A 24874-nucleotide genomic window follows, 5' to 3' on the forward strand; every position below is an offset into this window, starting at 1 on the left:
AAAGGGTCAGGTCAGGACCACTTGGTCGCCGTCGATCTTCACGCCGACCGCCTTCAGCCCGGTCGTCGCCGGTCCCTTCTTCACCGCACCGTCGGAAGCACCGAACTGGCTGCCGTGCGAAGGACAGGTGATGGTGCCGCCGGACGGCTCCGCGACCACCGAGCCCTGGTGCGGGCACGTCGCGTCGAACGCCTTGACCTCGGTGGCGGAGATGCGCGCCACGACGATCTTCTTGCCGCCGGGGGCGTCGACGACCGCCCCGCCGCCCTCGGGAACGTCGGCGAGCGCGACCAGCGCGGACCCGCTGTTACCGGCGGAACCGGTCGAGCCGGTGGATCCTGTCGGGGTCGAGCCGCCCTGGGTCGGAGCAGAGCCGGAAGGACTCGGGGAACTGCACGCTGTCACGAGTCCGCTGGGCACGGCGAGTGCGACAGCGATTCCGCACAGTGCCGCGCGCCTGCTGACCGGGCTTTCGGTGTTCACGACCGATCCTCCGTGGTGGTGGGGGTGTTCGGGGTTACACCACAGCATTACGCGAATCGGTCGGCCAGAGTTCAGCGAGAACCACGATGCACAGCAAATGCACAGGTCTCAGCCGAGCACCAGATCGTCGCCGGAACGAACGAGAGCGACCTCGGTCAGTCCCGAAGTCGCAGGTCCTTTGCGGACGGCACCCGTGGACGGGTCGAACGAGCTCCCGTGCAACGGGCACGTGATCACTCCGCCGGCGGGCGGGTTCACCAGGGAACCGACATGGGGACACGCGGGGTTGAACGCGCGGAATTCACCCGATCGAGGTTGCACGACCAGCAGCTGGGCGTTGCCGGGCATGTCCACCAGCACCCCGGACCCCGAGGGCACCGCGGCGACGGCCACGACCCGGTCCCCCGGCCGGGCGGTCCCGACACCGCCCGTCTTGCGAGGAGCGGGCTCGCCACAGGCGCTCACAGCGGCAGCGAGCCCACACAACAACACCGTTCGTCGATCCACGAGCACCGATTATCGGCGCTGGTCCTCCGCGGCGGCCGTCCGGGCCAGGGCCAGCACGGCGGTGAACGGCGGGAACCAGTGCCGCGAGTGCGACGGCGGGTTCGCCCACCGCAGCGATCCGTACCTGGTCATCGTCGGCGGCAGCGCGATCCGGTGCGGCGATCGCACGAACTGGACCTCCGGCGGCGCCTTGAGGTGCGTCGGCAGCAACGCCACCAGCTCGGCGAGGAAGATCCAGTGCTCGCGGGGGCCGGGGATCACCGTGACGGGCCCGGCGAGCATCCGGGACTTCAGGTCGGCCAGCACTCGCGACCCGATCCGCGCGGGCATCGCCAGGGCTGTCGTGGCGGGACCCAGGGGCAGGAACACACCCTGCTCGGTGACGGTCACCTGCCAGCCGAGCAACCGGTAGCCGGCGACGGCCTCCCCGATCGCTCGTGCGTGTCCCCTGTTCTGTGGGATCCCGGCGGTGCCGGTCTCCGCGGTCGTGAGGCTCATCGGCGGTTGTCCTCCCCGTAGGTGGGTCAGGCACTGGCCACGCCACGGGGATCGACCCGCAGCCTGACGTTGTGCAGGGTCCTTCTCGGTTCCCGCCAACACCACTCGCCGGCTGCATGCGCCTCATGCAGCGGACGTATGAAGCTCATCCACCGGGCGGGGGCACCAGGACTGCGACACGCGAATCCATTACGTCTTATGCATGAGATGGATGGACTGACGATCACACCTCCGTACACTGGGTGAACGCTCAGTGACGGGGGCGAGGCCGATGGATGCAGCGAGACCCACATCCAGACGCGCTTGCCCGTGTGGAGCGTTCATCGCCGCAGACAACCCCGATCGGTTGTGTCACCGGTGCCGCCGCAACGCTCGTGCGGACGTGCACGGACCGCCTGAAGTGCCGAACGACTTCTGGGACCACCCTGCGATCGCGGCGGCGTGCACCGACCGCGACATGGGTGCGCTGATCTCCGCGTACCGGCACCACCCCCAGCACCTGAGCCGGGTCACGCAGGACCGCATGGCGGCGTGGCTCGGGATCAGCCAGGCGCAGCTCTCGCGTTACGAGTCGGGTGAGAACCAGATCGACCGCCTCGACCGGCTGCGCCATTTCGCACAAGTGCTCGGTGTACCGGGCGAACGACTGTGGTTCGACCGAGTCGTCATCCCAGCTCAGGTGGGCCTGCCCGTGGCCGGCCCGCCAGACGTGCTCGCCGCCCCCTGGGAGGCGACGAGCATTGCCCGTTCGGTCGAGGAGACGGCGAGGAGCGACTTGGCGATCAGCAGACGAGCGGCGCTCACCGGAGCCGCCGCGGTGACGGTGGGGTCAGCTCTGGTCGAGCCGCTGCAGCGGTGGTTGCACCCCCTGCAGAACCTGTCGAAGTGGTCGTCGCACTCGGCGATCAGCGAGGAGGAGCTCTTCGCGTTGCAACGCGTGGCCGACGGGCTGCGCGGCTGGGGCGGCCGGGGCGGCTACGGCCTGGCCCGCAAGGCCGTCCTGGGTCAGCTGGACGAGCTGGCCGAACGCCTGGGCAGGGCACCGTCCGGCCCGACGACGGAACGAGGGTTCTTCATCGGCGCCGAGCTGTCGAAGGTGGCGGCGAGCATGTCGTTCGACGCGGGCCTGCACAACGCGGCGCAGCGCTACTACGTGCTGGCCATCCGCATGGCCAAGGCCGGCCACAACGACGGCTTCGCGGCCCTGTGCCTGGCCGCCATGGCGAGGCAGATGTTCGACCTGGGCCGCCCCGAGGACGGCCTGGAGCTGGTCCAGCTGGGCCAGTACGGCACCCGCCGCACGGGCACCCCGACGCTCAAGGCGCTGCTGCTGACCCGCGAGGCCTGGGCGTACGCCCAGATGGGCAAGACCCGCGAGTTCCACCAGGCCGTGGGCATGGCCCAGGACAGCTTCGCGCAACGGGACGCGGACAACGAACCGCGCTACCTGCACAGCTTCGACGAGGCCGAGCTGGAGGGCGTCATCGGCGCCCGCTGCCGCGACCTCGCCATGCACGACCCGGCCCAGGCCGTCTTCGCCGAACAACACATCCGGCGGGCCCTGGCGCTTCGGGACCCGTCGAAGGTGCGCAACCGCGCTTTCGACGTGATCGGACTGGCGCGCACCAAAATGGTCGCGGGAGACCCGGAGGCAGCGTGCGGGTTGATCAACGAGGTCCTGCCGACAGCGGCGAAGCTCTCCTCGGGGCGCGTTCTCCGCAAGCTGGAGGACTTCGCCAAGGAAGCAGCACGGCACCGCCACATCCCCGCCGTGCAGGACACCAGGGACGCGATCAGAGCGATCCGGACAGCTTGATGCGAGTAGGCATCACCGGCCACAGCAACCTGGTCCCGGAGTGCGTCCCCGCGGTCCAGGCAGCCATCACGGAGGCCTTGACCAAGCTGGACGCGACCCTGGTGGGCGTGACCTGCCTGGCCCCGGGAGCCGACCAGGTCTTCGCCAGGGCAGTCCTCGCCCTCGGAGGAGAGGTGGAAGTAGTCCTCCCGGCGCTGGACTACCGAGACCGCCTGAAGCCACACCAGGTGGCCGACTACGACGAACTGAGGGCAGCGGCCACCGTGGTCAGCGTCCTCCCGCACATGTCGAGCGGACGCCTGGCCTACGTGGCGGCGAACGAACGCATGCTCGCCTCGGTAGAACTCCTCGTGGCGGTCTGGGACGGCGTCCCGGCCCAGGGCAAGGGCGGCACAGCGGACGTCGTGGAGCAGGCAAGGGCCTCCGGCGTGCCGATCGAGGTCGTCTGGCCCCCGGAGGCCCGCCGGAAGTCGTGACTCACCCGAGCTCCTCCTCCACGTAGTCGCCGATGGCGATGTCGTGGAGGAGCGAGTGCCAGTACCCGGGATCCTCGCTCAACGAGGTCGGGTCGATCTCCCGCAACTGCTCCCGGAACGCCTCAGCGACCCGCTCGAACTCCTCCGCCTCCCACTCGGCCGAGCCGAACGGACAGGCAGCGGTGAACGCGTCCAACGACCGAGCAAAGGCCATCGCGCTCGCGTTGAGGTGCCACACACTCCCGTCGACACCACTGACGACGACCACGGCCCCAGACCCCACGTCAACGCAGTACCGCTCGAGATCCTCGTACCCGCCGACCACGAGGAACGTCCGCCCAGACGGGTGCTCCTCGACGACGACGTCGCCGGGCTGGAACACGTCGACCAACTCGTGCGAGGCAGGCAACCCCTCAGTCCGAAGGTAGGCACGGGCCTCGACAGAGGCCAGCACGGCCGTAACGGCCTCCGGATAAAGAACCCGATCACTCATGCGGAAAGCCAAGCACACGACGGCAGCCGCACAGCGGCCCGATGCCAAAGGCAATCCACACTGAGCACGCGACGCCAATGGCGAGCCGCATTCAAGCGATGCCGAAGGCGAGCCCTCAAGCGATGCCGAAGGCGAGCAGTCTTTCCATAAGGGCCAGGCGGCCGCTCAAAGCAACAGGCGTGCCATCAACCCGCGAACAGCGCTGGCCCCCTGATCAGATTGCCGGGGGTCTGGGGGCAGAGCCCCCAGGGAAAGCACGCAACGCAACCTGGCCGCCCGCAAGGTGACCACCGTCTTAGCTCGCCCCACGCACCAGCTCGCCCACGCACAGCTCGCCCCACGCAAAGGTCAACCCAAGCAAGGCTCAGCCCCACACAGCGCCAGCCTCACAGCGCCAGCCCCACACAAGCGCCATCCCCACACAGCGCCAGCTCTACGCAAGCGCCACCCCCACACAAACCCAGCCGTCCACCAACCGACACCCACTAGGCCGAGCGAGCGAAGTTCGTCGGCAACCGGACCAACTCCCCTCCCAGCCCTAGCCCCACCCACCCCGCTTGATCACGATTTCAGGGCATGGCAGCCGATCCGTTCGCTCGCCTGGCCGACCGCCAGCACGCCCTGCGAACAGCAGTGAAAGCCCTCCACTCGGCCAGCCCGGGCAGCCCGCACTTCCACTCCCTCCTGATCACCACGAACGAAGAAGTAGAAGCGGTGATGCAGGCCAGAAGGGACGTGGAAGCAGCGAGGCTGACCACCCCGAACCGAGCGATCGCCACAGCCACCACGGCGGCAGCCCTGATCATCGCGGTCGGCTGGTTCGACGCCTGGTCCCTGCTCTCCCTCCTGACGGCCACTGCCACAGCGGCGGCGGTCCTGGTAGACCCGACAGGCCACAAGATCTGGGAGCCCAGGGCGAGAACAGCAGCGATCACCACGGCCCTGTCCGCCACCCTCCTGACCCCACTCCTGAACGGCTGGGCGACACTCGTCACAGCGGCCGGGATCGCCTGGTGGGCCTGGAGGACGCACGGATGAACATAGACCCGCTCAAAGCCCTGGAAGACAAGACCGACCGCCTGAAGAAAGAGCTCAAGTCCCTGGAGACCCGCCTGGACGACACCCAGTCGGAAGCGGCCCAGGCCCAGCTGAGCCAGAGCAACCAGCTCAAGGACAACACCAGGAAGCTCACCAAGACCAACGACCGCGTGACCGAACTGGCGGAGAGCGTCCACCGCCTGGAACGCCTGCTGGTGGCGCTCAACAGGAAGGTCAGGGCGAGCGAAACCCAGAAGGCCGACTTCGACACCTGGCCGGAGATCGACCAGCCGGACCTGGCCAAGATCCTCAAGGGCCAGGAAGCGTACGCCCGCAGGACTTTCACCCCGCAGGAAGCCAGGGACACCCGCAAGGCGATCGCCGAGTACGACAAGCAGGCCGCGGAGTCCCTCGACGCGGCCGAAGCGCTCACCCACCTCCCGCCGGCGGCGGAAGCGTTGTGGCGCAAGCACTACAAGCAGTGGCGCGCCATCACGGACAGGGAACGCCCGGAAGCCCCGGACGACGAGCACACCAAGGACACCGTCGCCAAGTCGGCCGGCAACGAGGCCATCAAGCACACGCGTCAGCAGATCCGCGCCCGCATCGAGGACGCGGTGGCACGGGATCTGCTGTTCCCGGCGTGGTTCGAGAACATGCTCGGACCGGCCGCGCCGCCCGGCAGGGCGGACGACTGGCTTTACACGGCAACGGATGTGGTGCTCTACCGGTTGCTGCACGGGATCACCAGTCCCGCGGACGCGCTCGGGCCGGCGCCCCGGGACGAGGGGCACCGCAAGACCCTGCACGACCGCTTGACCAGCGAGTGCGCGGACTACCGGAGGCCGTGACGAAAGCCCGGGCAGGGCGCCTCTGCCCGAGCACTCACGTCACGCCAGCTCCAGGCTGAAGCGCTGCTGTTCAGCGTCCACCGCGAGCACCTTCACCTGCACGGAGGCACCGACCTCGGCCTGCTGGCCGTGCAGGAGCCCGTGTGCACCGGCGGGGTGTTCGATGAACGAACCGAAGGGAACGGTCGAGACGACCTTCCCCGAAAAGACATCACCAACGTTGGGAAGCATTGCGCATCACCTCCTCTCCCTGTGCGCGTGTCCAACGAGCGAACAAGCGCGGGGGCTGGAGGGGCCCTGATCAAGTCAGGGCCGGGCAACCGTTCCGCTCACGGCACGAGGCCGACCCGGCAGTCATGACGTAAACCCTAACCACCGCAGGCCGTTGTCCGCAATGGAATCTAGAATCCGTCATATGCTGGAGACGTCCGCACGGCTGCTGAAGCTCCTCTCGCTGTTGCAGGTTCGGCGCGACTGGACGGGGCCGGAGCTGGCCGGGCGGCTCAGCGTCGACGTGCGCACGATCCGCCGCGACGTCGACAAGTTGCGCAGCCTCGGTTACCCCGTCACGTCGTTGCCGGGCGCGGCCGGCGGCTACCAGCTCGGGGCGGGCGCGGAGCTTCCGCCGCTGCTGCTGGACGACGACGAGGCGGTCGCCGTCGCGGTCGGGCTCAGGACGGCGGCGAACGGTTCGATCGCGGGTATCGAGGAGACGTCGGTCCGCGCTCTCACCAAGCTCGAACAGGTGCTCCCGGCGAGGTTGCGCAGGCGGGTGCAGGCGCTGCAGATGCACACCACTCCCCTGCCGGCCGCGGGGCCGACCGTCGACCCGGAGACGCTGACGATCATCGCCGCCGCCTGCCGCGACCACCAGCAGCTGCGGTTCACCTACGCCTCGACGCGGGGCGAGCCCGAGAAGCGGCTCGCGGAGCCGCAGGGTCTCGTGCACACCGGCCGCCGCTGGTACCTGGTCGCGTGGGACGTGTCCAAAGAGGACTGGCGAACGTTCCGGGTGGACCGCATCACCGAGGAGCCCGCGCTCGCGGCGAGGTTCGCACCTCGCCGGCCGCCGGCGGAGTCCCTGGGCGAGTTCGTGTCGCGGCAGATCGCGTCCAACGTCTACACCTACCAGGCCGTGCTCACGATCCACGCACCCATGCAGGCGGTCGCGGAGCGCACGTCGCCGACGTCGGTGTCGCTGGAACCGGTCGACGACACCACCTGCCTGATGCGCACGGGCGCCGAGGCTCTGGACCGGATCGTGTTCTACTTGCTGTACCTCGGTCTCGACTTCGAGATCCACGAGCCCCAAGCCCTCAAGGACCACGTGGAAACGCTCATCACCCGGCTCCAGAAGTCGATCGGAGCGCAGGCATGACAGTGGACTTCGCGACCGTCGCGGACCCGTTCAGACGGGAGCTCCTCGCGCACTGCTACCGGATGCTCGGCTCGCTGCACGACGCCGAGGACCTGGTGCAGGAGACGTATCTGCGCGCGTGGAAGTCGTACGACCGGTTCGAGGGCCGCTCCTCGGTGCGCACCTGGCTGTACCGGATCGCCACGAACGCGTGCCTGACCGCGCTCGACGGCCGCACGAGACGCCCGCTGCCGTTCGGGCTCGGCACGCAGGGCAGCACGGAGAACGACCCGCTCGTCCAGGACCACGAGATCCCGTGGCTGGAACCATTCCCGACCGATCCGGCCGCGATCGTCACCGAACGGGAGTCCACCCGCCTCGCGTTCGTCGCGGCCCTGCAACACCTCCCGCCGAGGCAACGCGGGGTGCTGATCCTGCGCGACGTGCTGAAGCTGAGCGCCGCGGAGACCGCCGACGAGCTGGAGATGACGGTCGCGGCCGTCAACAGCGCGCTGCAACGGGCGCACGCCCAGCTCAAGGACCTCACCGAGGACGAGGTCTCCGAACCGGCGGACGCCAAGCAGCTGCTCGACCGGTGGGTCGAGGCCTTCGAGGCCAAGGACATCCCGGCGATCATCGGCATGTTCGCGCAGGACGTCGTCTGGGAGATGCCGCCGTTCCCGCAGTTCTACCGGGGTCCGGAGATGGTCGCGTGGCATCTCACCCACCAGTGCCCGTCCGTCCCGCACGGAGCGAGGATGATCGCCACGGAGGCGAACGGCCAGCCCGCCTTCGGCCTGTACCTGAGGGCCGAGGACGGCGTGTTCCGGGCATTCAACCTCCAGGTGCTGGAGGTGACAGACCGGATCACGCGCGTCTCGTCCTTCTTCGACCTCAGTCTGTTCCCGAAGTTCGGGCTGCCTTCGACCGCATGAACTCGGAGCGGTCCAGCGCCCGGTTCACGATCCGCATGTCCCCGACCCAGCCGTGCAACGACTTCTCGACGACCTTGTTGTACGCGTAGGCACCGACGAGCCAAGGGTCACCAGCGGTCGAGATCCCCCGCGCGGGCGTGGACGGGTTGCGCAGCAACGGAGACCCGTCCACGTACAGGGTCGTGTGCACGCCGTCGTTCACCACGGCGATGTGCCACCACGTCTCGTAGGCCATCTCGTGGCCCCAGTTCGTGGAGATGCCCGGCAGGTTGCGCGGGAACACCGCCCACTGCAGCTGACCGCCTCCGGCGACGTTCAGGGTCGCGATCGGCTCGCTCGGGTCGTCCCCGGTCTTGCCGGCGGCCGAACCGGGCGCGAGCTTCGTGAACAGACCGCACCAAGGGTGGTCGAACCCGTTGGGCAGCTTCAGGAACACCTCGATCGTGTACCCGCGTTCGAAGGTCTCCTTGTTCACCGGCGCCGAGTCCACGGTGGACAGATGGCCCTCTTTGCCGAAGTACAGCGAACGGTGCGACGGCGCGAGCCGGCTGTGGTCGTCCGAGGCCGTCAGCGACCCGACCTGCCGCAGGTCGTTCCCGTTGCCCGACAGGTCCTTCAGCCCCTCGCCGAGCCGCCAGTACGCGACCGTGCCGCGCACCAGCACGTCGCGGACGGGCTGCGGAGCGGGCAGCACCGGCGGGTCGAACCGGGCGAACCGCTGCTCGAAGTCGATCGGGACGCTGAACCGGTCGGCCGGTCCGGTCAGCTCGGTCTCCTTGCGCTCCAACGGGTTGAGCGACTTCTTCCCGAGCAGCCACGGCGAGACGGTGCGGACGTCGACGACGCCGCGGTCCAGGTCGAAGTGGTAGAGCCGGATCATCGCCCCACCGCCGTAGTAGCGGTCCTGGTAGTTCGTGATGTGCACGTGCACGTCGTTGCCGAAGGAGTTCTGCAACGTCGTGCGCGCCGGCGGCCAGAAGTGCCCGTTCAGCGTCAGGAAGATCTGGTCGTTGTCCTTGATCAGCTCGTTCCACAACCGGCGCCCGTAGTCGGACATCGCCGCCACCCCGTCACCACCGTCGTGGACGAGCTCGTGCGTGGTGAGGACGACCGGCAACGTGGCGTGCTTCGCCAGCACCGAGCGCGCCCACTCGAAACCCCTGGCGGACATGCGCCAGTCGAGCGCCAGGACCAGCCACTCCCTGCCACCGGCGCGGAAGACGTGGAACGAGTTGTAACCGTCGGCGCTCGCACCGCGGAACGTCGGCGACGTCCGGAACCGCCGCGGCCCGAACCTGTCGAGGTACGGCGTGGGCCCGCGCTGGTCGTCGAGCCGCGCGTCCGGCACGTCGTGGTTGCCCGCGAGCACGCTGTACCCGATCCGGCGCCGGTCGAGCACCTCGAACCGCTCGCTGATGTCGTCGATCTCGCTCTTGCGCGCGTTCTCGACCAGGTCGCCGAGGTGGCTGATGAAGACGATGTTCTCGGACCGCCGGCGGTCGATCAGGTACTGCAGCGTGGCCTTCAACGGCGCCGAGTCACCGCGGTCGAGGTCGAACATGTACTGCGTGTCCGGGATCACGGCGAGCGTGAAGCGCCGCGACTCGGGGTCCGGACGGCCGCCGACAACGTTGTCCGCGGCTGCGGAACCAGGCGTGACCAGGGCGGCAGCGGCGGCGGTCGCACCGGTGCCGAGCAGGAAGGAACGGCGGGACGCGGTCATGGCGCGGAGCGTAGGTGCGCCGCACCAACACCAGGCGAACGGCGAGGAAAACCTCTGGCACCGATGTGTAGCGTAGCTAAGCATGTCCTGGGGGTTGCTCGCGGCGGCCGGGTTCGTCGTCGCTCTCGGAGGGTTGCTGCAGGGCCTGATCGGTTTCGGCCTGGCCCTGGTCGCCGTGCCGCTGCTCGCGTTGCTCGACCCGGCGCTGCTGCCGGTGCCGGTCCTGATGATCGCCACCGCGCACGCGTCGCTGTCGCTCGTGCGGGAGTTCGGCCACGTCGACTGGCGCGGTGTCGGCTGGGCGATGCTCGGCCGCCTGCCCGGCACGGTGGTGGGCATCCTGATCGTCGACGCGCTCGACCCGAAGGGCTTCGGCCTCGTGGTCGGCGGCTCGGTGCTGGCCTGTGTGCTGCTCTCGATCACGGCCTGGCGCCCGCAACCCCGGCCCGGGTCCCTCGTCACGGCCGGGTTCGCGAGCGGCTCGTTCGGCACGGCGACGGCGGTGGGCGGCCCGATGGTCGCGCTGCTCTACCAGAACCAGGCGGGACCGCAGGTGAGGGCGACGCTCGGGGCGTTCTTCGTGCTGGGCTCCGGCGCGTCGATCCTCGGCCTGACCGTCGCGGGCAACGTCACCGCGCACCAGCTGTGGAGCGGCGTGCTGCTGATCCCGTTCCTGGTCGCCGGGTTCCTGCTTTCGGGGCCGTTGCGCAAGAAGTTCGACGCCAAGGGGATCCGCACGCCCATGCTGGTCGTCGCGGGAACGAGCGCTGTCGTGCTGATCGTGAGGAGCGCACTGCTGTGACGTGGTTCTGGGGGTCACTGCTGGTGTTGGGCACGTGGGCGGTGTGGCGCCGGAACTGGTGGGCGCTGGGCCTCGTCGCGGTTCTCAGCGGTGTCACGCTGCTCGACGACGAGTTCCGCTGGCTCTCCCCCATGCACGTCGGCGCCGCGGCCGTGGCGGTCGCGCTGATCGCCGTGGCGCCAAGGCCCGTATGGGTCGCACTCCTCGCCACGGCCTGTGCGGCGATGGCCGTGCACACGGCGGTTGTCGCCGTTCCGTTCAGCGAGTACGACAAGCTCTGCAACGTGCCCGGCCAGTGCGTCCAGATCACGATCACCACGACCACTCCCCGGTTCCTCACCCAGGAGAACCCCGCCACGACCCCGCTGGAGCCGTGGTTCGACCTGCCGTTCCTCCCAGCGTGGCTGCTGGTCGCCGGGCTGCTCGGCTGGGCGGTCAGAAGGCTGAGCTGGCGTGTCGCGGTGGCGGCGGCCTGCTACGGCGCGGCACTGGTGTGGCTGGGCGGGCACATGGCTCCGCTGGTCGTCTTCGCGGCGGCGGCAGCGGCGATCGGCCCGCGCAAGGACGCGCACTACCTGGCGGGTGCCGGGATTCTGGCTCTGGCACTGGCCGATCGGTACGACGCGTGGACCCTGCTCGTCACGCTCATCTCGATCGTCGCCGCGCTCGGCCTCGGAATCTGGGCCCTCGTGAAGAAGAACGGCGCCAACGCGGCCATCGCCCTGGTCGCCCTGGCGGTGGCCCCGCTGACGCCGTTCCTCGGTGCGGGGGTGTTGCTGGTGAGCCCTGTGATCAGGCGAACGGCTGGACGTTCGGCTGGAACACCTGGCCTTCAGCCGGCGGAGTGAGGTCCACCAGGTACTTCGCGACCACCGCGTCCGTGCCCGCCGAGCGGCCGAGGATGCAGTGGCCGAACGCGTCGACGCTGATCAGCCGTGCGTTGCCGAGCTGCTTGGCCATGCGCTGCGCGAACAGGTACTGCGTGGCGGGGTCGTAGTAGTTGCCCACCACGACGATCGGGTTCTTCGTGCGCTTGTTCCACGGCCCGATCCACCGGTCCGGGTTGCGGGTCGGCCACGTCGGGCAGGTCAGCAGGTCGGACGCGGCCTGGTAGCGGCCGAACGTCGGCGACTCCTTCTCCCACTTCGCCGCGGTCCTCTCCCAGTTGCGGTTCGTGCGGGAGAACGGCTTGTCGGTGCAGTTGACGCCGTAGTACGAGTCGTCCGCGGTGTACGGGGTGTCCGGCAGCGGGTCGACGTCCATGCGGCCACCGGCGTTGTTCAACGGCGCGGCGAGCTCCACAGTGGACTGGACGCTGAAGGCCGGCGACGGGTTGAGCGCGTTGTGGACGCTCTGCAGCCACGCGGCCAGCGGCGCGATCCGGGCGATCGAGTACAGGTCACCGGCGACGCGACCGACGACGTCGGACAGCGTCACCTTCGAGCCGTTCGGCAACGTCGCCGGGCCCTTGGCCAGCGCCTTCTTCATCGCCTCGAACTTGCCGCGGGCGTCGCCGGCGAACGCGCACTTCGTCACGCCGACCGAGTCGCAGCGCTTCAGCATCGCGTCGAGCGCGATCTCGAAGCCGTCGGCGCGCTGGCGGTCGTACTCGGCGCCGTTGGTCAGGCGCAGCTGCGGGTCGACGTTGCCGTCGATCACCATCGCGCGCGTCTTGGAGGGGAAGATGTTCGCGTACGTCGAGCCGATCAGCGTGCCGTAGGAGAAGCCGACGAAGTTGAGCTGCCTGTCCCCCACCGACTCACGCATGATGTCGAGGTCACGGGCGACGGCCTCGGTCGACATGTGGTTGAGCAACGGGCCGGCGTTGATCTTGCAGTAGTCCGTGTAGACCTTGGACTGGCGGATCGAGCTGGCGATCTCGTCACGCGTGATCGGCAACGCGTACCAGCCCTCGTTGACCGAGTCGGCCTCCTCCTGCGTGCGGAAGCAACGCATCGGCGCGCTGCGGGCCACGCCGCGCGGGTCGAAGCCGATGACGTCGAACCGGTCCAGCACGGAGGGCTGGAAGTAGTTCTTCGAGACGGCGCCGCGGACCAGGCCGGAACCGCCGGGTCCACCGGGGTTCAGGAAGATCGAACCGATCTTGCGCGACGGGTCGTTCGCCGGGCGCTTCATCATGGCGATGCCGGTCTTCTCCCCGCGCGGGCGCGAGTGGTCGACGGGCACCTCCTGGACGGCGCAGGTGAGCTTCGCGCGCTCCTCGGGCGTCACGGACGCGGGAAGGGTGGCGAGAACGTCCGCCGCGCACTGCCCCCAGGCAGCGGGACTGACAGAGGCCTCGGCCTGGGCGGAGGACACGCCCAGGCCGGACGCGATGGTGCCGAGCACGAGCGCGCCCGCGAGCACGACTCGCACTGGAGATGATGACGTCACGGATGCACCCCATCACCGACCGTGCACCGTTTGTACCCGCCTATCGTCGGGTTGTGTCCCGGCGACAGGCGGGCGTGCCGAAGATCAGAACGGTTGGGCGTTCGGCTGGAAGACCTGGCCGTTGGCCGGCGCCACCAGGTCGACGAGGTAGCGGGTCACCGCCGCGTCGGCACCGGCCGAGTCACCGAGGATGCAGTGACCGAACGCGTCGACGCTGATCAGCCGCGCGTTGCCGAGCTGCTTGGCCATGCGCTCCGCGAACAGGTACTGCGTCGCCGGGTCGTAGTAGTTGCCCACCACGACGATCGGGTTCTTGGTGCGCTTGTTCCACGGCCCGATCCAGCGGTCCGGGTTGCGGGTCGGCCACGTCGGGCACGTGAGCAGGTCGGACGCGGCCTGGTAGCGGCCGAACGTCCGCGACTCGCGCTCCCACCTGTCGGCCGTCTGGGCCCAGTTGCGGTTCGAGCGCACGAACGGCTTGTCGATGCAGTTGACGGCGTAGTACGAGTCGTCGCTCGTGTAGGGCGTCTCCGGCAGCACGCGGACGTCCGCCTTGCCACCCAGGTTGTTCAGCATCGGAACGTCCACAACGGACTGAACGGCCAGGACACCGGGGTTCTGCACGGCGTGGATCGACTGCAGCCACGTGGTGAGCGCCTTGAACGTCGTCGGGCTGTACAGGTTGCTCGCCGTGCGGCCGACGAGCCCGGTCAGCGTGACCTCGACCCCGCCGGGCAACGTGGTCGGGGCCTTGCGCAACGACTCGCGGATGTCGTCGAACTTCTTGCGCGCACCACCGGCGAACGCGCACTTCTCGACACCGACGGAGTCACAGCGCTTCAGCATGGCGTCGAGTGCGATCTCGAAGCCACGAGCGCGTTCACGGTCGTACTGCGCGCCGTTGGTCAGGCGCAGCTGCGGGTCGACGTTGCCGTCCAGCACCAGGGCGCGCGACTTCGACGGGAAGATGTTCGCGTAGGTCGCGCCGAGCAGCGTGCCGTACGAGAAGCCGACGTACGTGAGCTGCCTGTCCCCCACGGCTTCGCGCATCACGTCGAGGTCGCGTGCGACCGCTTCCGTCGACATGTGGTTGAGCAGCGGACCGGCGTTGATCTTGCAGTAGTCCGTGTAGACCTTGGACTGGCGGATCGAGCTGGCGATCTCGTCGCGCGTGATCGGCAACGCGTACCAGCCGTCGTTGACCGCGTCGGCCTCCTCCTGCGTGCGGAAGCAGCGCAGCGGCGCGCTGCGGCCGACACCGCGCGGGTCGAAGCCGATGAGGTCGAACTTCTCGAGGATCTCCGGCGTGAAGAAGCTGGAGCCGTAGGCGCTGTAGATCAGGCCGGCGCCACCGGGACCGCCGGGGTTGATGAACAGCGAGCCGATCTTCTTCGCCGGGTCGCCGGCGGGGCGCTTCATCATGACGACGCCGGTCGAGTCCCCGCGCGGCCGCGAGTGGTCGACGGGCACCGTCTGGATGGCACAGCTGACCTTCGTGCGTTCGGCGGCCGGGATCTCGGCGAGCACGTCGGCCGCGCACGGACCCCAGGCGGCGGGTCTCACGGCAGTGGTGGCTTCGGGCTGGGCCGACGCGCTGCCCAGGCCGGTGATGACGGTGCCGAGCGCGAGCGCACTGACGAGCGCCACGCGCACGGCACGCGTTGATGCAGGAGTCATCGATCCAGCCCACCACTGACCGTGAGCCGCGTGTACCCGCCTATCGTCGGGTTGTGACCCGGGTTACACCGCTTGGGCCAGCGAGACCGCGAACCGGCCCTGCGAGTCGGTCCACCAGCGGTGCAGCGAAAATCCGGCGTCCTCGAGCTCCTGCTTGACGCCCTCCTCGCGGAACTTGGCCGAGACCTCGGTCCGCAGCTCCTCACCCTCGCGGAACTCGACGGTCAGGCCGAGCTCGGCGAGCGTCACGGTCATCGCCCGCTTCGCCCGCAGCCGCATCTCGATCCACTCCTGCTCGGCGTTCCACAACGCCACGTGCTCGAACGCCTCGACGTCGAAGTCCCCGCCGACCTCGCGGTTCAGCACGTTCAGCACGTTGCGGTTGAACTCCGCCGTCACGCCCTGCGCGTCGTCGTACGCGCGCACCAGCGTGTCCCGGTCCTTCACCAGGTCCGTGCCGAGCAGCAGCCACTCCCCCGGCTCCAGCACGTCCCGGACCGTGCGCAGGAACTTCTCGCGCTCCTCCGGGATCAGGTTGCCGATCGTGCCGCCCAGGAACGCGACCACGCGCGGCGACTCACCCGGAAGCAACGACAGGTGCTGCGTGAAGTCGCCGACCACGCCGTGCACCCGCAGCCCCGGGTAGTCCGCCATGATCGCGTGCGCGGCCTCGGTCAGCGCCGACACCGACACGTCCTGAGGCACGAACTCCTGCAGCGTGCCGTGTTCCCTCAGAGCACTGAGCAACAGCCTCGTCTTCTCCGACGAGCCGGAACCCAGCTCCACCAACGAATGCGCGCCCGTCGCCACCGCGATGTCGCCCGCGCGTTCCGCGAGCACCTCCCGTTCGGCACGGGTCGGGTAGTACTCGGGCAACCTCGTGATGTCCTCGAACAACGCGCTGCCGACGGCGTCGTAGAACCACTTCGGCGAGACCCACTTGGGGTCCGCGGTCAGTCCGGCCCGCACGTCGGCACGTAGCGCGTGTGCGGCGTCCTCCGGAGTGAGATGAACGTCCAGCACCGGCTCGGTCATATCGGTCGAACCTCCACAGTGGATGGAACGGCGGTGACCACGTGCCGGTCGGGGATCTCCCGCCAGCCCGGGTCGTCGTCGAGCGGTTCGGACGCGAGTGTCACGCCCTCGCCTCGTCGAAGCACCCACAGGGCGTGTGTCCACGTCGTCCCCACGAGCACTTCTCCGTTGGTCAGCAAGAAGTTCAGGCGTGACTTCGGCGCCACGTCCGCTACCTCCCGCACGAGTTCAACAAGCACCTCGACGGGGTTCTTCCCCGTCTCCAGACGGCGTCGGAGGACCGTCCACAACAGCGCCGAGTCGGTCGGCGCGTCCATCGTGAGCAGGTCGGTCACGTCGAGCGTCTTCGCCAGCCCCGCGACGGTGTGCGGCCAGCCGTCGACGCGTCCGTTGTGGCTGAACAACCACGTGCCGTCGGTGAACGGCGCGCACGCCGCGTCGGCGACCGGCATGCCCGTCGTGGCCGACCGGACCGCCGCCAGGAACGCCGTGGACCGCACCGACGCCAGTTGACGCAGGTTCGCGTCGCTCCACAACGTCCCGGCCCGCCGGTATCGCACCGGACCGGGGAACCAGCCGACGCCGTAGCCGTCGACGTTGACGGTTCCGCCGGCCCGCATGTCCGCCGGCGCGTACGACTGGTGCTCCAGCGAGTGCGGTGCGTCGTAGAGCGGCCCGGAGACGGGCACGGCGGCGCCCAGGTACGCCAGGTGGCGGCACATCGGTCTAGGCGTCCCTGGCGCAGCGGAAGCCGGCGAAGATCTGCCTTCGGATCGGGTAGTCCCAGTTCCGGAACGTCGCGCGGATCGCGGACTTGTCGGTGCCGAACGAGCCTCCGCGCAGCACCTTGTAGTCCGGTCCGAAGAAGACCTTCGAGTACTCCTCGTACGGGAACACCTCGAACCCCGGGTACGGCCCGAAGTCGCTCGACGTCCACTCCCACACGTCACCGATCAGCTGGTGCACGCCCGCGGGGGACGCTCCCGCCGGGTAGGCGCCGACCGGGGCCGGGCGCAGGTGGCGCTGGTTGAGGTTCGCGTGCTCGTCGGTCAGCTCCTCGTCGCCCCACGGGTAGCGGCGGGTCTTGCCGGCCGCGGTGTCGAAGCGGGCCGCCTTCTCCCACTCCGCCTCCGTCGGCAGGCGCTTGCCGGCCCACGTCGCGTACGCCTGGGCCTCGTGGAAGCACACGTGCACCACGGGCTCGTCCGGCACGATCGGCTCCGTCACGCCGAACGCCGTGCGCACGAACGAGTTCTCCTCGCGCTGCCAGAACCGGGGCGCGACGAGCTTGGCCGTCGTGCGGTGCTCCCAGCCCTCGTCGGTCCACAAGCGACGGTCGTCGTACCCGCCGGCGAGGATGAACTGGGCGTACTCGCCGTTCGTGACCGGTGTCGTGTCGATGAAGAACGAGTCGACGTGCACGGCGTGCGCGGGCCGTTCGTTGTCGAGCGCCCACGGTTCGTCCGAAGTGCCCATTTCGAACGGTCCGCCCGGAATGAACACTTCCGTTGTGGGCACAAGGCTTCCGGGCGGCGGCGCGGGCGCGTGCAGCACCGGTTCGCCCGTGCGGAGCTGGTGCGTCGCGAGCATCGTCTCGTCGTGCTGCTGCTCGTGCTGCACGATCATGCCGAACGCGAACCCGTTCTCGACGAGCCTGCGTCCCTGCAGCGGCACCTTCTCCAGCACGTCGAACACCTTGCCGCGCACGTCCCCGACGTACTGCCGGGCCTCGCGCGGGTTGAGCAGCGGCAACTCGGGCCGCACGCTGCGGGAGAACTTGAACGCGTCGTAGTACTCGTCGATGTCGCTGCGCACCGGTTCGCGTCCGCCGACGTCGCGAACGAGCCACAGCTCTTCCTGGTTGCCGATGTGCGCCAGGTCCCAGACCAGCGGCGACATCAGTTTCGAGTGCTGCCGGACGAGGTCGTGCTCGTCGACGGCGTCAGTCAGGGCGATGGAACGCGCGCGCGAGCGCAACAGTTCCCCCGCCACCTGCTCGCGGAGTTCTTCGGTCACAGCTTCCCCTCAAGCTCCCGGCTGATGGTGCTGATCTGGTCGTGGGAGAGGCCGGTGCGAGGCAACGCCTCGATGCCCAGCGCCACGACGTCTTTCGCGGCACGCGCGATGCGTTCGTCCGCCAACCCGTGCCGCGCGGCGACGAGCCACCGCCCGGCGGCCCGTTCCGTCGCCGCCAGCACACCGTCCACAACGGACGGGTCGCTGAACAGCGCGACGAGCAGCGCACTCGGCGCGATCCACCCGCCCGGCTCGGGCGTGTCGAGGTATCTGATCTCGATGTACCCGCGCGGCCGGACCGGCGGGAACATCAGGGACATGTGGTAATCCAGGTCGTCGCTGGTAGGAGCACGATCGTGTGCCCCGTTCAGCCACTCCGCAAACGTGAAGCGGCGCTGGGGGATCCAGTTGGCGCTCGGACCGCGCACGACGATCACGGGCGTGTCGACGACTCTGCGCGCGTAGGCCTGGGCCGGATCGGCGCACACGGCACTCGGTCTGGTGCGCACGGGATCACAGCCGTACAGGGCGCGCATGCGGGCGGACTGCCAGCCCTGGTGCATGCCACCGATGCTCGGCGAGTTCGCGAACAACGCGATCATCACCGGCCCGAGCTGGTGCACGGCCGCCCATCTGTCCTGCAGGTGCTTGGCCTCGCCGAAGTCGAGGCACACCTGCAGGCCCGCGGTGTTGCACATCATCGAGATGCCGTCGTCGCCGAGCGCGCCGAACGCGTGCTCCATCGCGGCGTACCGGGGCACCTGCAGCATGCGCGTAGGCCGTCGATGCAGGTCAGCGCCCTTGTCGCCGAGCACGAGACCGTGGTCGGCGAGCATGGCGGTGAGCTGGGATATGTCCTGGGAGACCGTCCGGAAGAGGTCCGGGAGGCTGGCGCAGGGAGGAGTGGAGATCTCGACCTGCCCGCCGGGTTCGACCGTCAGCGGGGTGCCGCTGGGAAGCGGCCGCTGGGGGCTGTCCGGTACTAGCGTGGGTGGTGCGTGCTCGCCGAGCGCTGCGGCGAGCCGGTGACGATCGAGGACCTGAGCAGGGTCTTCGGCGTGGTGAACGGTCCACTCGAGCTCCACGCCGAACAGCCTCGGAGGCCCGTGCTTGAAACAGACCGAGGCCACATAAGCCTCGGCCTCGGCGCGGTCGGCGAACCTCGCCGGCGCCGGTTGATTACGCAACGCAGTCACGCTGCCACACTCCCCGTGATCGTCTGGCCCGTTCGACGCTACACGCGGGGTCTGACACTCGCAGCCCTCGAATCCTTACGAAACAAGACAAGTGCCCGTGTGCACGCGTGCACACGGGCACTTGTCTCACTGGGTGGAGCTACGTCCTGGCATTCGAACGGCCGCGCAGCACCGTGTTGGCGGTTGACGCGTTCTTGATGGCCGTCTCGATCTGCGCCATCGACGACCCGGAGGTGATTCCGGGCACCGTCGCGGTGTTCAACGCGTACAACGTGAACGTGTACGGGTTGGTCGATCCTCCAGGACAGGGACCGAAGTACTTCAGGGCGTTGGCGCCCGACTCCATGGCTTTCTGCTTCGCCCCGCCCTGGCCAGGCACGGCGAATCCGGACCCGAGGTTCTCCGGCAATGAACGAGAAGCTCCCGGAATGTCCCAGATCGCCCAATGCAGCTTGTTCCCGTTGTTCACGCGATCCGCGAACACGATCGCGTATCCGGCGGCCCCGGAGGACTCGCCCCACGCGAACGGCGGCGACGGGTCCTGTCCAGCGGTACCGTCCCCGGCGCAGGTGTGCCTGGCCGGAATCATCGCGTCGTCTGCAAAGGCTGTGGACGAAAGCTTAAAAGCGCTGCCACCTTCGTAGACGATGTCGATGTGCAGGATCCGGTCGTTGCCGGCCGACCCGTCCTTGTCGGTCGTGGTCGTGAGCCAGATGTCGCCCTCGGAGTCCACCTCGACCGTCCGCAGGCGGTTGTAGGTGCCCTGGAAGTAGATCTGCTGGTCCACTAGGTTGCCGTTGGCGTCGATGCGCATCCGGTAGATGCGCTGGCCGACGGTGGTCGCGACGAAGACGTAGTCGTTGATGATCGTCAGACCCGAGGGCGAGGCCTGCGAGGTCGACCAGGTCTTCTTGGGCGCGACGGTCCCGGCGCAGCTGCCGATGGTGCCCTCGCAGGGCTCCCAGCCGTAGTTGCCGCCCTTGGTGATCAGGTTGACCTCGTCCTGCTGCGAGTTGCCGAACTCCGAGGCCCAGAGCCGTCCCTGCGAGTCGAAGTCGAGGCCCTGCACGTTGCGGTGGCCGTAGCTCCAGATCGCCTTGCCGGGGAACGGGTTGTCGGACGGGATGGAGCCGTCCGCGTTGAGGCGCAGGATCTTGCCGGCGTTGGTGTTGAGGTTCTGCGCGTTGTTGCCGTTCTGCGCGTCACCGGTCGAGATGAACAGGTACCGGCCGTCCGGGCTGAACCGCAGGCGCCCGCCGTTGTGGTACCGGTTCTTCGGCACCCCGGAGAGCAACGTCGTCCAGCCGGAGAGGCCCGCGCCGTCGAACTGAGCCCTGACCAGGCGGTTTCCGTCGGCATACGTGTGATAGACGTAGATGAACCGGTCGCTGGCGAAGGTGCGCGACACCTCGATGCCGAGCGCGCCGCCCTCACCGTTCGTGCCCACCGCGCCGGGCACCTTGCCGACGACGGTCTTGGCACCGGCCTCGGTCACGCGCAGCACGTTGAACGTCTCGCGCTCGGTCACCAGCGCCGAGCCGTCAGGCAGGAACGCGAGGCCCCACGCCACGTCGACGCCGGACGCGATCTGCTTGACCGTGCCGGGGTTCGGCACGCCGGTGCCCCCGCCCGCCGCCGGCTTGACGGAGATCTCGTTGGAGAACGCCGAGAGGTTGCCCGCCGCGTCCTTGGCCCGCACCTTCACCGCGTACGTCTGGCCGGTGACGAGACCGGCGACGGTCGCGCTCGTCGCGGAGCCGTCGGCGGTCTGCTTCAGCGCGCCGTCGAAGTGGATCTCGTAGCCGGTGACGGCCACGTTGTCGCTCGAAGCACCCCACGCGACGGAGACGCTGGTCGAGGTGGCGCCGGTCGAGCGCAGCGTGCCGGGGGTGGTGGGCGCCTGGTTGTCGACGGGCGCGGGCTGGGTGCGGCCCGGCACGTTGTTCGAGGCCTGCGAGACGTTGCCCGCGCGGTCCTTCGCGAACACGGTCCAGTCGTACTCGACGTCGGGACGCAGGCCCGTCGCCGTCGCCTCCAGGACGTTGCCGACGCTCGTGACGAGCTGGCCGTGCTGGTAGATGTCGTAGCCGGTGACGCCCACGTTGTCGGTGGCCGCCTCCCACTTCAGCGTCACGGAGTTGTGGGTGGAGCTGACGAACTGCAGGTTGCGCGGCGGCGTCGGCGCCTCGTTGTCGGGCGGCCCGACCAGCACGGCGGTCAGCTTGTCCGCGTTCGGCCCGCCGTTCGCGGTCGTCGCGGTCGCCTTGATCCGGTTCGCCCCGGCGTGCAGCACGACCTTGAGGGTGCGCGTCTGCCACGTCGTCCACGCACCCGTGCCGGGGAACGAGACGGTCTGCGCGCCGGCGCCGTCCACGGTCACCGAGACGGGACGGTCGGCCGTCGTGCCGTTGGCGTAGCGGAAGGTCAGGTCGTGCTCACCACCGGACTCGGCGTTGATCACGTACTCGACCGACGAGCCGATGACGTTGTCGTAGTTCACGAACCCGCGGCCGGAGAACCCGGTCCAGTTCGACTCCACGACGCCCTGGCTGATCGTCGCGTCCTCGGCTTCCTGCTCCAGAGCCGGGACCGACGCGATCTCCTCGACCTCCAGGTAGTCGAGATTGGGGCCACCGGTGGCACCGGTAGACGTGACCTTGATCTTGTTGGAGCCCGCGGTGAGGCTCACCGTGTTCTCGGCCGACACCCACGTCGTCCACGCACCCGTGCCCGCGAACGCGCGTTCGTCCACGGCGAGGGCACCGTTGACGCTCACGTCGGCCGGCCGGTTGTCCGCGGTTCCGTTGGCGTAGCGGAAGACCAGCTTCGCCTGGCCCGCCTTCGACGCGGTGACGGTGAACTCGACCGAGCTCCCCGCGACGTTGTCGACGTTCACGAACCCGGCCCCGGAGAACCCGGCGTGGTTCGACTCCACCACGCCCTGCGAGAGGGTCGCGTTCTCCGCTTCGTACCGCACCGGCGCCGCGAGGGCCGACTCCGGTACCGACATCACCGCTATGGCTGTTGTGCAGGCAACACCCATCGCGCCGAACGTGCGCAACGCCCGGCTTCTACTCGGTGCCACTGTTGTGCCTCCCACAAGACGGGGTAGGGGATCACGACGGAGCGGCGGCGGATTCAATTATTAGACAGGAAAGTTTCCTGACTGTCGCGCAGATCACACCACCACGCGGCAGCCGAGTCAACCCCGTCTCGAACGGAGCGGAAAGCGCTTACCAGGAACCCGGCACCTATCCCGGTCCTCCGGCACCCCGCGCGCGACCGCACCCGGAATCACCGATCCCGGTTCTCCGCCAGAGCAGTGATCAGATCCGACACCGTCCGCCCCAGCAGCAGATCCACGATGTGCACGCCTCTGGACTCACGCCGCTGCCACCCCAGGCGCTCAGCGAGCGTCGACAGCTTGATGATCTCCTGCGTGTCCATGGCGGCAGAGAATATGGCCCGAGCCCCGCCCGTCACCGCAGGCCCGCCCGATGATCCACACGAAAGGGATCAAGGTCGAAGATCACACAGATGGACCTGTCCAATCCGTACGTACGGATTGGATTTCCCACCCTCTCCCTGCGACCATCTACAGGTGCCCAGGGTGAGTCAGGACCACCTCGACGCCCGCCGCCGTCAGATCCTCGACGGTGCGCGTGCCTGTTTCGCGCGACACGGCTACGAGGGTGCCACGGTACGCCGTCTGGAAGAGGCCACGAGCCTCTCTCGCGGCGCGATTTTCCACCACTTCCGCGACAAGGAGTCGCTCTTCCTCGCACTGGCCGAGGACGACGCGCTCCGAATGGCGGACGTGGTCGCCGAGCAGGGCCTCGTCCAGGTCATGCGCGACCTGCTCGACGAGCCGGAGAAGCGGACCGAGGAGCACGCCGCCGACTGGCTCGGCACGCGCCTCGAGGTGTCGCGTCGCCTGCGCACCGACCCCGACTTCCGGGCGCGGTGGGCCGAGCGGTCGGAACAGCTCACGGCCGCGACCCGGCAGCGGCTCATCCGGCAGCGCGAGGCCGGCAACCTGCGCGACGACGTCGACGTGACGGTGCTGACCAACTTCCTCGAGCTCGTCCTCGAAGGCCTCGTCTCGCACCTCGCGATGGGGCTGCCGGCGGACGACATGGAGCCGGTACTCGATCTGGTAGAGGAAACCGTGCGGCGACACCGTCGCAGCTCTTGAGACTTCCCAGCGCAAACCTCACTGTGGACACATGTCCACGCTGAAGACCGCCGCCCAGTTCTTCGCGCTGCGCACGCTCGTTCGCGGCTACGCGCTGCTCGGCGACCCGTACGCGGGCGTCATGGCCTCGCCGCCGACCCGCGATCCGTACCCCCTGTACGAGAAGGTGCGCGCCAAGGGCGACATGGTGCGCAGCCGCATGGGCGCGTACGTCACGCCGAGCCGCGAGATCTGCGATTCGGTGCTGCGGGACAACAGGTTCGTCACCGCGACCTTCGACGAGGCGTCGATGGTGCCGATCACGCTGGTCAAGAACGGCGAGAAGATCGTCAACCCGGTGCAGGACTCGTTCCTGATGAAGAACCCGCCGGACCACACGCGACTGCGCAAGCTCGTCCAGCCGTTCTTCACGCCGCGCGCTCTCAAGGACCGCACCGCGTCCATCCAGAAGATCGTCACCGACCACCTCGACCGGCTCGGCGACCGGTTCGACGTCGTCACGGAGTTCGCGTCGCAGGTGCCGATCCAGGTGATCGCGGACCTCCTGGGCGTGCCGGACGAGAACAAGGACCTCTTCGCGCGCTGGGGAAGCTCGCTGGCCGAGACGCTCGACGGCGTGTGGTCGCACCAGCAGCTCAAGGACCTGCACGCCACGATCATCGAGTACAACGACTTCATCGACGTCCTGATCGAGCAACGCCGCCGCGCCCCCAAGGACGACATCGTCAGCCACCTCGTCACGCAGCACGACGACCTCAGCCGCGAGGATCTCGTCGCCACGACGGGCCTGCTGCTCTTCGCGGGCTTCGAGACGACGGTCAACCTGATCAGCAACGGCGTGCTGAAGGCGTTCGAGAACCCGCACACCATCGCGCCGCTGTCGCAGAGCCCCGAGTACGCCGAGGGGTTCGTCGAGGAGACGCTCCGGCTCGACCCACCCGTGCAGTACACGATCCGCTGGCCAGGGGAACGCCTCGAGCTCGCCGGGGTGAGCCTGCCGAAGGGCATGCCGGTGATGCTGATGCTGGCGGCGGCGAACCGCGACCCGCGCGTCTTCAAGGACCCGCTGAAGTTCGACCCGACGCGGTCCAACGCGCGCGAGCACCTCGCGTTCAGCGCGGGCATCCACTACTGCATCGGCGCGGGACTGAGCCGCATCGAGGGGACGCTCGCGCTGCACGAGCTCTTCAAGCGCTTCCCGCACCTCGCGGCCGACGGCCCGGTGACGCGCCGCAAGTCGAAGCTCATCCGCGGCGCGTTGCGACTTCCGGTACGAGCGAACGAGACCACTCGGTCACTCGCAGTGAACTGACGCTGACCTGGGGCGAAATTTGTTGCGGCGCGTGCTCGACTTCACCCGCGTGGAGCAATGTTCGTGCCCC

At 68.8% G+C, this 24874-nt stretch carries 24 protein-coding genes; 10 read left to right on the forward strand and 14 right to left on the reverse strand.

The genetic code is table 11. From position 1 onward, the window contains the following. Window positions 1–6: 6 nt before the first annotated feature. The 3 genes from ACWF7A_RS18080 to ACWF7A_RS18090 all read right to left on the reverse strand — a co-directional run bounded on the left by ACWF7A_RS18080 (window position 7) and on the right by ACWF7A_RS18090 (window position 1488). Window positions 7–483, reverse strand: a complete 477-nt coding sequence (locus ACWF7A_RS18080; protein WP_452251585.1) for a Rieske (2Fe-2S) protein — start codon at window positions 481–483, stop codon at window positions 7–9. Window positions 484–591: 108 nt separating this feature from the next. After that, a complete protein-coding gene (locus ACWF7A_RS18085; protein ID WP_452251586.1) occupies window positions 592–948 on the reverse strand; it encodes a Rieske (2Fe-2S) protein in 357 nt (118 codons plus the stop codon). Window positions 949–999: 51 nt separating this feature from the next. Then, window positions 1000–1488 carry a hypothetical protein gene (locus ACWF7A_RS18090; RefSeq protein ID WP_189155952.1) on the reverse strand — a complete coding sequence of 163 codons (489 nt, stop codon included), beginning with the start codon at window positions 1486–1488 and terminating at the stop codon, window positions 1000–1002. Window positions 1489–1888: 400 nt separating this feature from the next. Between ACWF7A_RS18090 and ACWF7A_RS18095 the strand changes: the two genes are divergently transcribed. Both ACWF7A_RS18095 and ACWF7A_RS18100 read left to right on the forward strand, forming a co-directional pair. Continuing rightward, the gene (locus ACWF7A_RS18095; RefSeq protein ID WP_452251587.1) at window positions 1889–3304 is read left to right on the forward strand and encodes a helix-turn-helix domain-containing protein; all 1416 of its coding nucleotides are present in this window, start codon (window positions 1889–1891) and stop codon (window positions 3302–3304) included. After that, window positions 3304–3780, forward strand: coding sequence for a hypothetical protein (locus ACWF7A_RS18100; protein ID WP_452251588.1), 477 nt, complete (start codon window positions 3304–3306; stop codon window positions 3778–3780). The genes ACWF7A_RS18095 and ACWF7A_RS18100 overlap by 1 nt, the downstream gene beginning before the upstream one ends. A gap of 1 nt (window position 3781) precedes the next feature. Here the strand turns inward: ACWF7A_RS18100 and ACWF7A_RS18105 are convergent, their stop codons facing one another. Beyond that, a complete protein-coding gene (locus ACWF7A_RS18105; RefSeq protein ID WP_452251589.1) occupies window positions 3782–4273 on the reverse strand; it encodes an SUKH-4 family immunity protein in 492 nt (163 codons plus the stop codon). A 576-nt stretch (window positions 4274–4849) separates the two neighbouring features. On the opposite strand from ACWF7A_RS18105, the gene ACWF7A_RS18110 reads away from it, so the two are divergent. Then, window positions 4850–5311 carry a hypothetical protein gene (locus tag ACWF7A_RS18110; RefSeq protein WP_452251590.1) on the forward strand — a complete coding sequence of 154 codons (462 nt, stop codon included), beginning with the start codon at window positions 4850–4852 and terminating at the stop codon, window positions 5309–5311. After that, window positions 5308–6162 carry a hypothetical protein gene (locus ACWF7A_RS18115; protein WP_452251591.1) on the forward strand — a complete coding sequence of 285 codons (855 nt, stop codon included), beginning with the start codon at window positions 5308–5310 and terminating at the stop codon, window positions 6160–6162. Before ACWF7A_RS18110 ends, ACWF7A_RS18115 begins: the two co-directional genes overlap by 4 nt. Window positions 6163–6201: 39 nt before the next feature. On the opposite strand, the gene ACWF7A_RS18120 is transcribed toward ACWF7A_RS18115, so the two are convergent. Next, window positions 6202–6393, reverse strand: a complete 192-nt coding sequence (locus tag ACWF7A_RS18120; protein WP_189155947.1) for a S1 RNA-binding domain-containing protein — start codon at window positions 6391–6393, stop codon at window positions 6202–6204. 184 nt (window positions 6394–6577) lie between these two features. Here ACWF7A_RS18120 and ACWF7A_RS18125 point away from each other — a divergent pair, with 184 nt between their 5' ends. Together ACWF7A_RS18125 and ACWF7A_RS18130 are read left to right on the forward strand one after the other, a co-directional pair. Then, window positions 6578–7540, forward strand: a complete 963-nt coding sequence (locus ACWF7A_RS18125; RefSeq protein WP_452251592.1) for a helix-turn-helix transcriptional regulator — start codon at window positions 6578–6580, stop codon at window positions 7538–7540. Next, a complete protein-coding gene (locus ACWF7A_RS18130) occupies window positions 7537–8454 on the forward strand; it encodes a sigma-70 family RNA polymerase sigma factor (protein ID WP_452251593.1) in 918 nt (305 codons plus the stop codon). Before ACWF7A_RS18125 ends, ACWF7A_RS18130 begins: the two co-directional genes overlap by 4 nt. On the opposite strand, the gene ACWF7A_RS18135 is transcribed toward ACWF7A_RS18130, so the two are convergent. Further along, window positions 8414–10177: a LamG-like jellyroll fold domain-containing protein gene (locus tag ACWF7A_RS18135; RefSeq protein ID WP_452251594.1), complete on the reverse strand. Its 1764-nt coding sequence runs from the start codon at window positions 10175–10177 to the stop codon at window positions 8414–8416. The genes ACWF7A_RS18130 and ACWF7A_RS18135 overlap by 41 nt on opposite strands. Window positions 10178–10259: 82 nt before the next feature. On the opposite strand from ACWF7A_RS18135, the gene ACWF7A_RS18140 reads away from it, so the two are divergent. After that, the gene (locus tag ACWF7A_RS18140) at window positions 10260–10979 is read left to right on the forward strand and encodes a sulfite exporter TauE/SafE family protein (RefSeq protein ID WP_452251595.1); all 720 of its coding nucleotides are present in this window, start codon (window positions 10260–10262) and stop codon (window positions 10977–10979) included. Next, entirely contained in the window at window positions 10976–11827 is an 852-nt protein-coding gene (locus ACWF7A_RS18145) for a hypothetical protein (RefSeq protein ID WP_452251596.1), read from the forward strand. Before ACWF7A_RS18140 ends, ACWF7A_RS18145 begins: the two co-directional genes overlap by 4 nt. Here ACWF7A_RS18145 and ACWF7A_RS18150 read toward each other — a convergent pair. The 8 genes from ACWF7A_RS18150 to ACWF7A_RS18185 all read right to left on the reverse strand — a co-directional run bounded on the left by ACWF7A_RS18150 (window position 11772) and on the right by ACWF7A_RS18185 (window position 22744). Then, entirely contained in the window at window positions 11772–13355 is a 1584-nt protein-coding gene (locus tag ACWF7A_RS18150; RefSeq protein WP_452251597.1) for an alpha/beta hydrolase, read from the reverse strand. The two genes, ACWF7A_RS18145 and ACWF7A_RS18150, sit on opposite strands and share 56 nt — an antisense overlap. Before the next feature lie 102 nt (window positions 13356–13457). Further along, window positions 13458–15050: an alpha/beta hydrolase gene (locus ACWF7A_RS18155; protein WP_452251598.1), complete on the reverse strand. Its 1593-nt coding sequence runs from the start codon at window positions 15048–15050 to the stop codon at window positions 13458–13460. 63 nt (window positions 15051–15113) lie between these two features. Then, window positions 15114–16085: an L-histidine N(alpha)-methyltransferase gene (egtD, locus tag ACWF7A_RS18160; protein WP_452251599.1), complete on the reverse strand. Its 972-nt coding sequence runs from the start codon at window positions 16083–16085 to the stop codon at window positions 15114–15116. Then, window positions 16082–16807, reverse strand: coding sequence for an ergothioneine biosynthesis protein EgtC (gene egtC, locus ACWF7A_RS18165; RefSeq protein WP_452251600.1), 726 nt, complete (start codon window positions 16805–16807; stop codon window positions 16082–16084). Before egtC ends, egtD begins: the two co-directional genes overlap by 4 nt. A gap of 4 nt (window positions 16808–16811) precedes the next feature. After that, window positions 16812–18101 (reverse strand): ergothioneine biosynthesis protein EgtB, encoded by a 1290-nt coding sequence (gene egtB, locus ACWF7A_RS18170; RefSeq protein WP_452251601.1) that lies wholly within the window; start codon window positions 18099–18101, stop codon window positions 16812–16814. After that, a complete protein-coding gene (locus ACWF7A_RS18175) occupies window positions 18098–19297 on the reverse strand; it encodes a glutamate-cysteine ligase family protein (RefSeq protein ID WP_452251602.1) in 1200 nt (399 codons plus the stop codon). The genes egtB and ACWF7A_RS18175 overlap by 4 nt, the downstream gene beginning before the upstream one ends. Before the next feature lie 139 nt (window positions 19298–19436). Continuing rightward, window positions 19437–22307 (reverse strand): PQQ-dependent sugar dehydrogenase, encoded by a 2871-nt coding sequence (locus ACWF7A_RS18180; RefSeq protein ID WP_452251603.1) that lies wholly within the window; start codon window positions 22305–22307, stop codon window positions 19437–19439. Window positions 22308–22591: 284 nt separating this feature from the next. After that, on the reverse strand, window positions 22592–22744 hold the full coding sequence (locus ACWF7A_RS18185; RefSeq protein ID WP_452251604.1) for a hypothetical protein: 153 nt from the start codon (window positions 22742–22744) through the stop codon (window positions 22592–22594). A gap of 154 nt (window positions 22745–22898) precedes the next feature. Between ACWF7A_RS18185 and ACWF7A_RS18190 the strand changes: the two genes are divergently transcribed. Continuing rightward, entirely contained in the window at window positions 22899–23492 is a 594-nt protein-coding gene (locus tag ACWF7A_RS18190) for a TetR/AcrR family transcriptional regulator (RefSeq protein WP_189155934.1), read from the forward strand. 31 nt (window positions 23493–23523) lie between these two features. Continuing rightward, a complete protein-coding gene (locus tag ACWF7A_RS18195) occupies window positions 23524–24804 on the forward strand; it encodes a cytochrome P450 (RefSeq protein WP_452251605.1) in 1281 nt (426 codons plus the stop codon). Window positions 24805–24874: the final 70 nt, after the last annotated feature.

This window comes from Lentzea sp. NPDC055074, assembly GCF_053608005.1.

Excerpts from the sequence above, each read along its gene's own strand:
- ACWF7A_RS18090 (WP_189155952.1), bottom strand. The coding sequence starts at position 1,488 with ATGAGCCTCACGACCGCGGAGACCGGCACCGCCGGGATCCCACAGAAC.
- ACWF7A_RS18100 (WP_452251588.1), top strand. The coding sequence starts at position 3,304 with ATGCGAGTAGGCATCACCGGCCACAGCAACCTGGTCCCGGAGTGCGTC.
- ACWF7A_RS18105 (WP_452251589.1), bottom strand. The coding sequence starts at position 4,273 with ATGAGTGATCGGGTTCTTTATCCGGAGGCCGTTACGGCCGTGCTGGCC.
- ACWF7A_RS18110 (WP_452251590.1), top strand. The coding sequence starts at position 4,850 with ATGGCAGCCGATCCGTTCGCTCGCCTGGCCGACCGCCAGCACGCCCTG.
- ACWF7A_RS18115 (WP_452251591.1), top strand. The coding sequence starts at position 5,308 with ATGAACATAGACCCGCTCAAAGCCCTGGAAGACAAGACCGACCGCCTG.
- ACWF7A_RS18120 (WP_189155947.1), bottom strand. The coding sequence starts at position 6,393 with ATGCTTCCCAACGTTGGTGATGTCTTTTCGGGGAAGGTCGTCTCGACC.
- ACWF7A_RS18125 (WP_452251592.1), top strand. The coding sequence starts at position 6,578 with ATGCTGGAGACGTCCGCACGGCTGCTGAAGCTCCTCTCGCTGTTGCAG.
- ACWF7A_RS18130 (WP_452251593.1), top strand. The coding sequence starts at position 7,537 with ATGACAGTGGACTTCGCGACCGTCGCGGACCCGTTCAGACGGGAGCTC.
- ACWF7A_RS18135 (WP_452251594.1), bottom strand. The coding sequence starts at position 10,177 with ATGACCGCGTCCCGCCGTTCCTTCCTGCTCGGCACCGGTGCGACCGCC.
- ACWF7A_RS18140 (WP_452251595.1), top strand. The coding sequence starts at position 10,260 with ATGTCCTGGGGGTTGCTCGCGGCGGCCGGGTTCGTCGTCGCTCTCGGA.
- ACWF7A_RS18155 (WP_452251598.1), bottom strand. The coding sequence starts at position 15,050 with ATGACTCCTGCATCAACGCGTGCCGTGCGCGTGGCGCTCGTCAGTGCG.
- egtD (WP_452251599.1), bottom strand. The coding sequence starts at position 16,085 with ATGACCGAGCCGGTGCTGGACGTTCATCTCACTCCGGAGGACGCCGCA.
- egtC (WP_452251600.1), bottom strand. The coding sequence starts at position 16,807 with ATGTGCCGCCACCTGGCGTACCTGGGCGCCGCCGTGCCCGTCTCCGGG.
- ACWF7A_RS18180 (WP_452251603.1), bottom strand. The coding sequence starts at position 22,307 with ATGTCGGTACCGGAGTCGGCCCTCGCGGCGCCGGTGCGGTACGAAGCG.
- ACWF7A_RS18185 (WP_452251604.1), bottom strand. The coding sequence starts at position 22,744 with ATGGACACGCAGGAGATCATCAAGCTGTCGACGCTCGCTGAGCGCCTG.
- ACWF7A_RS18195 (WP_452251605.1), top strand. The coding sequence starts at position 23,524 with ATGTCCACGCTGAAGACCGCCGCCCAGTTCTTCGCGCTGCGCACGCTC.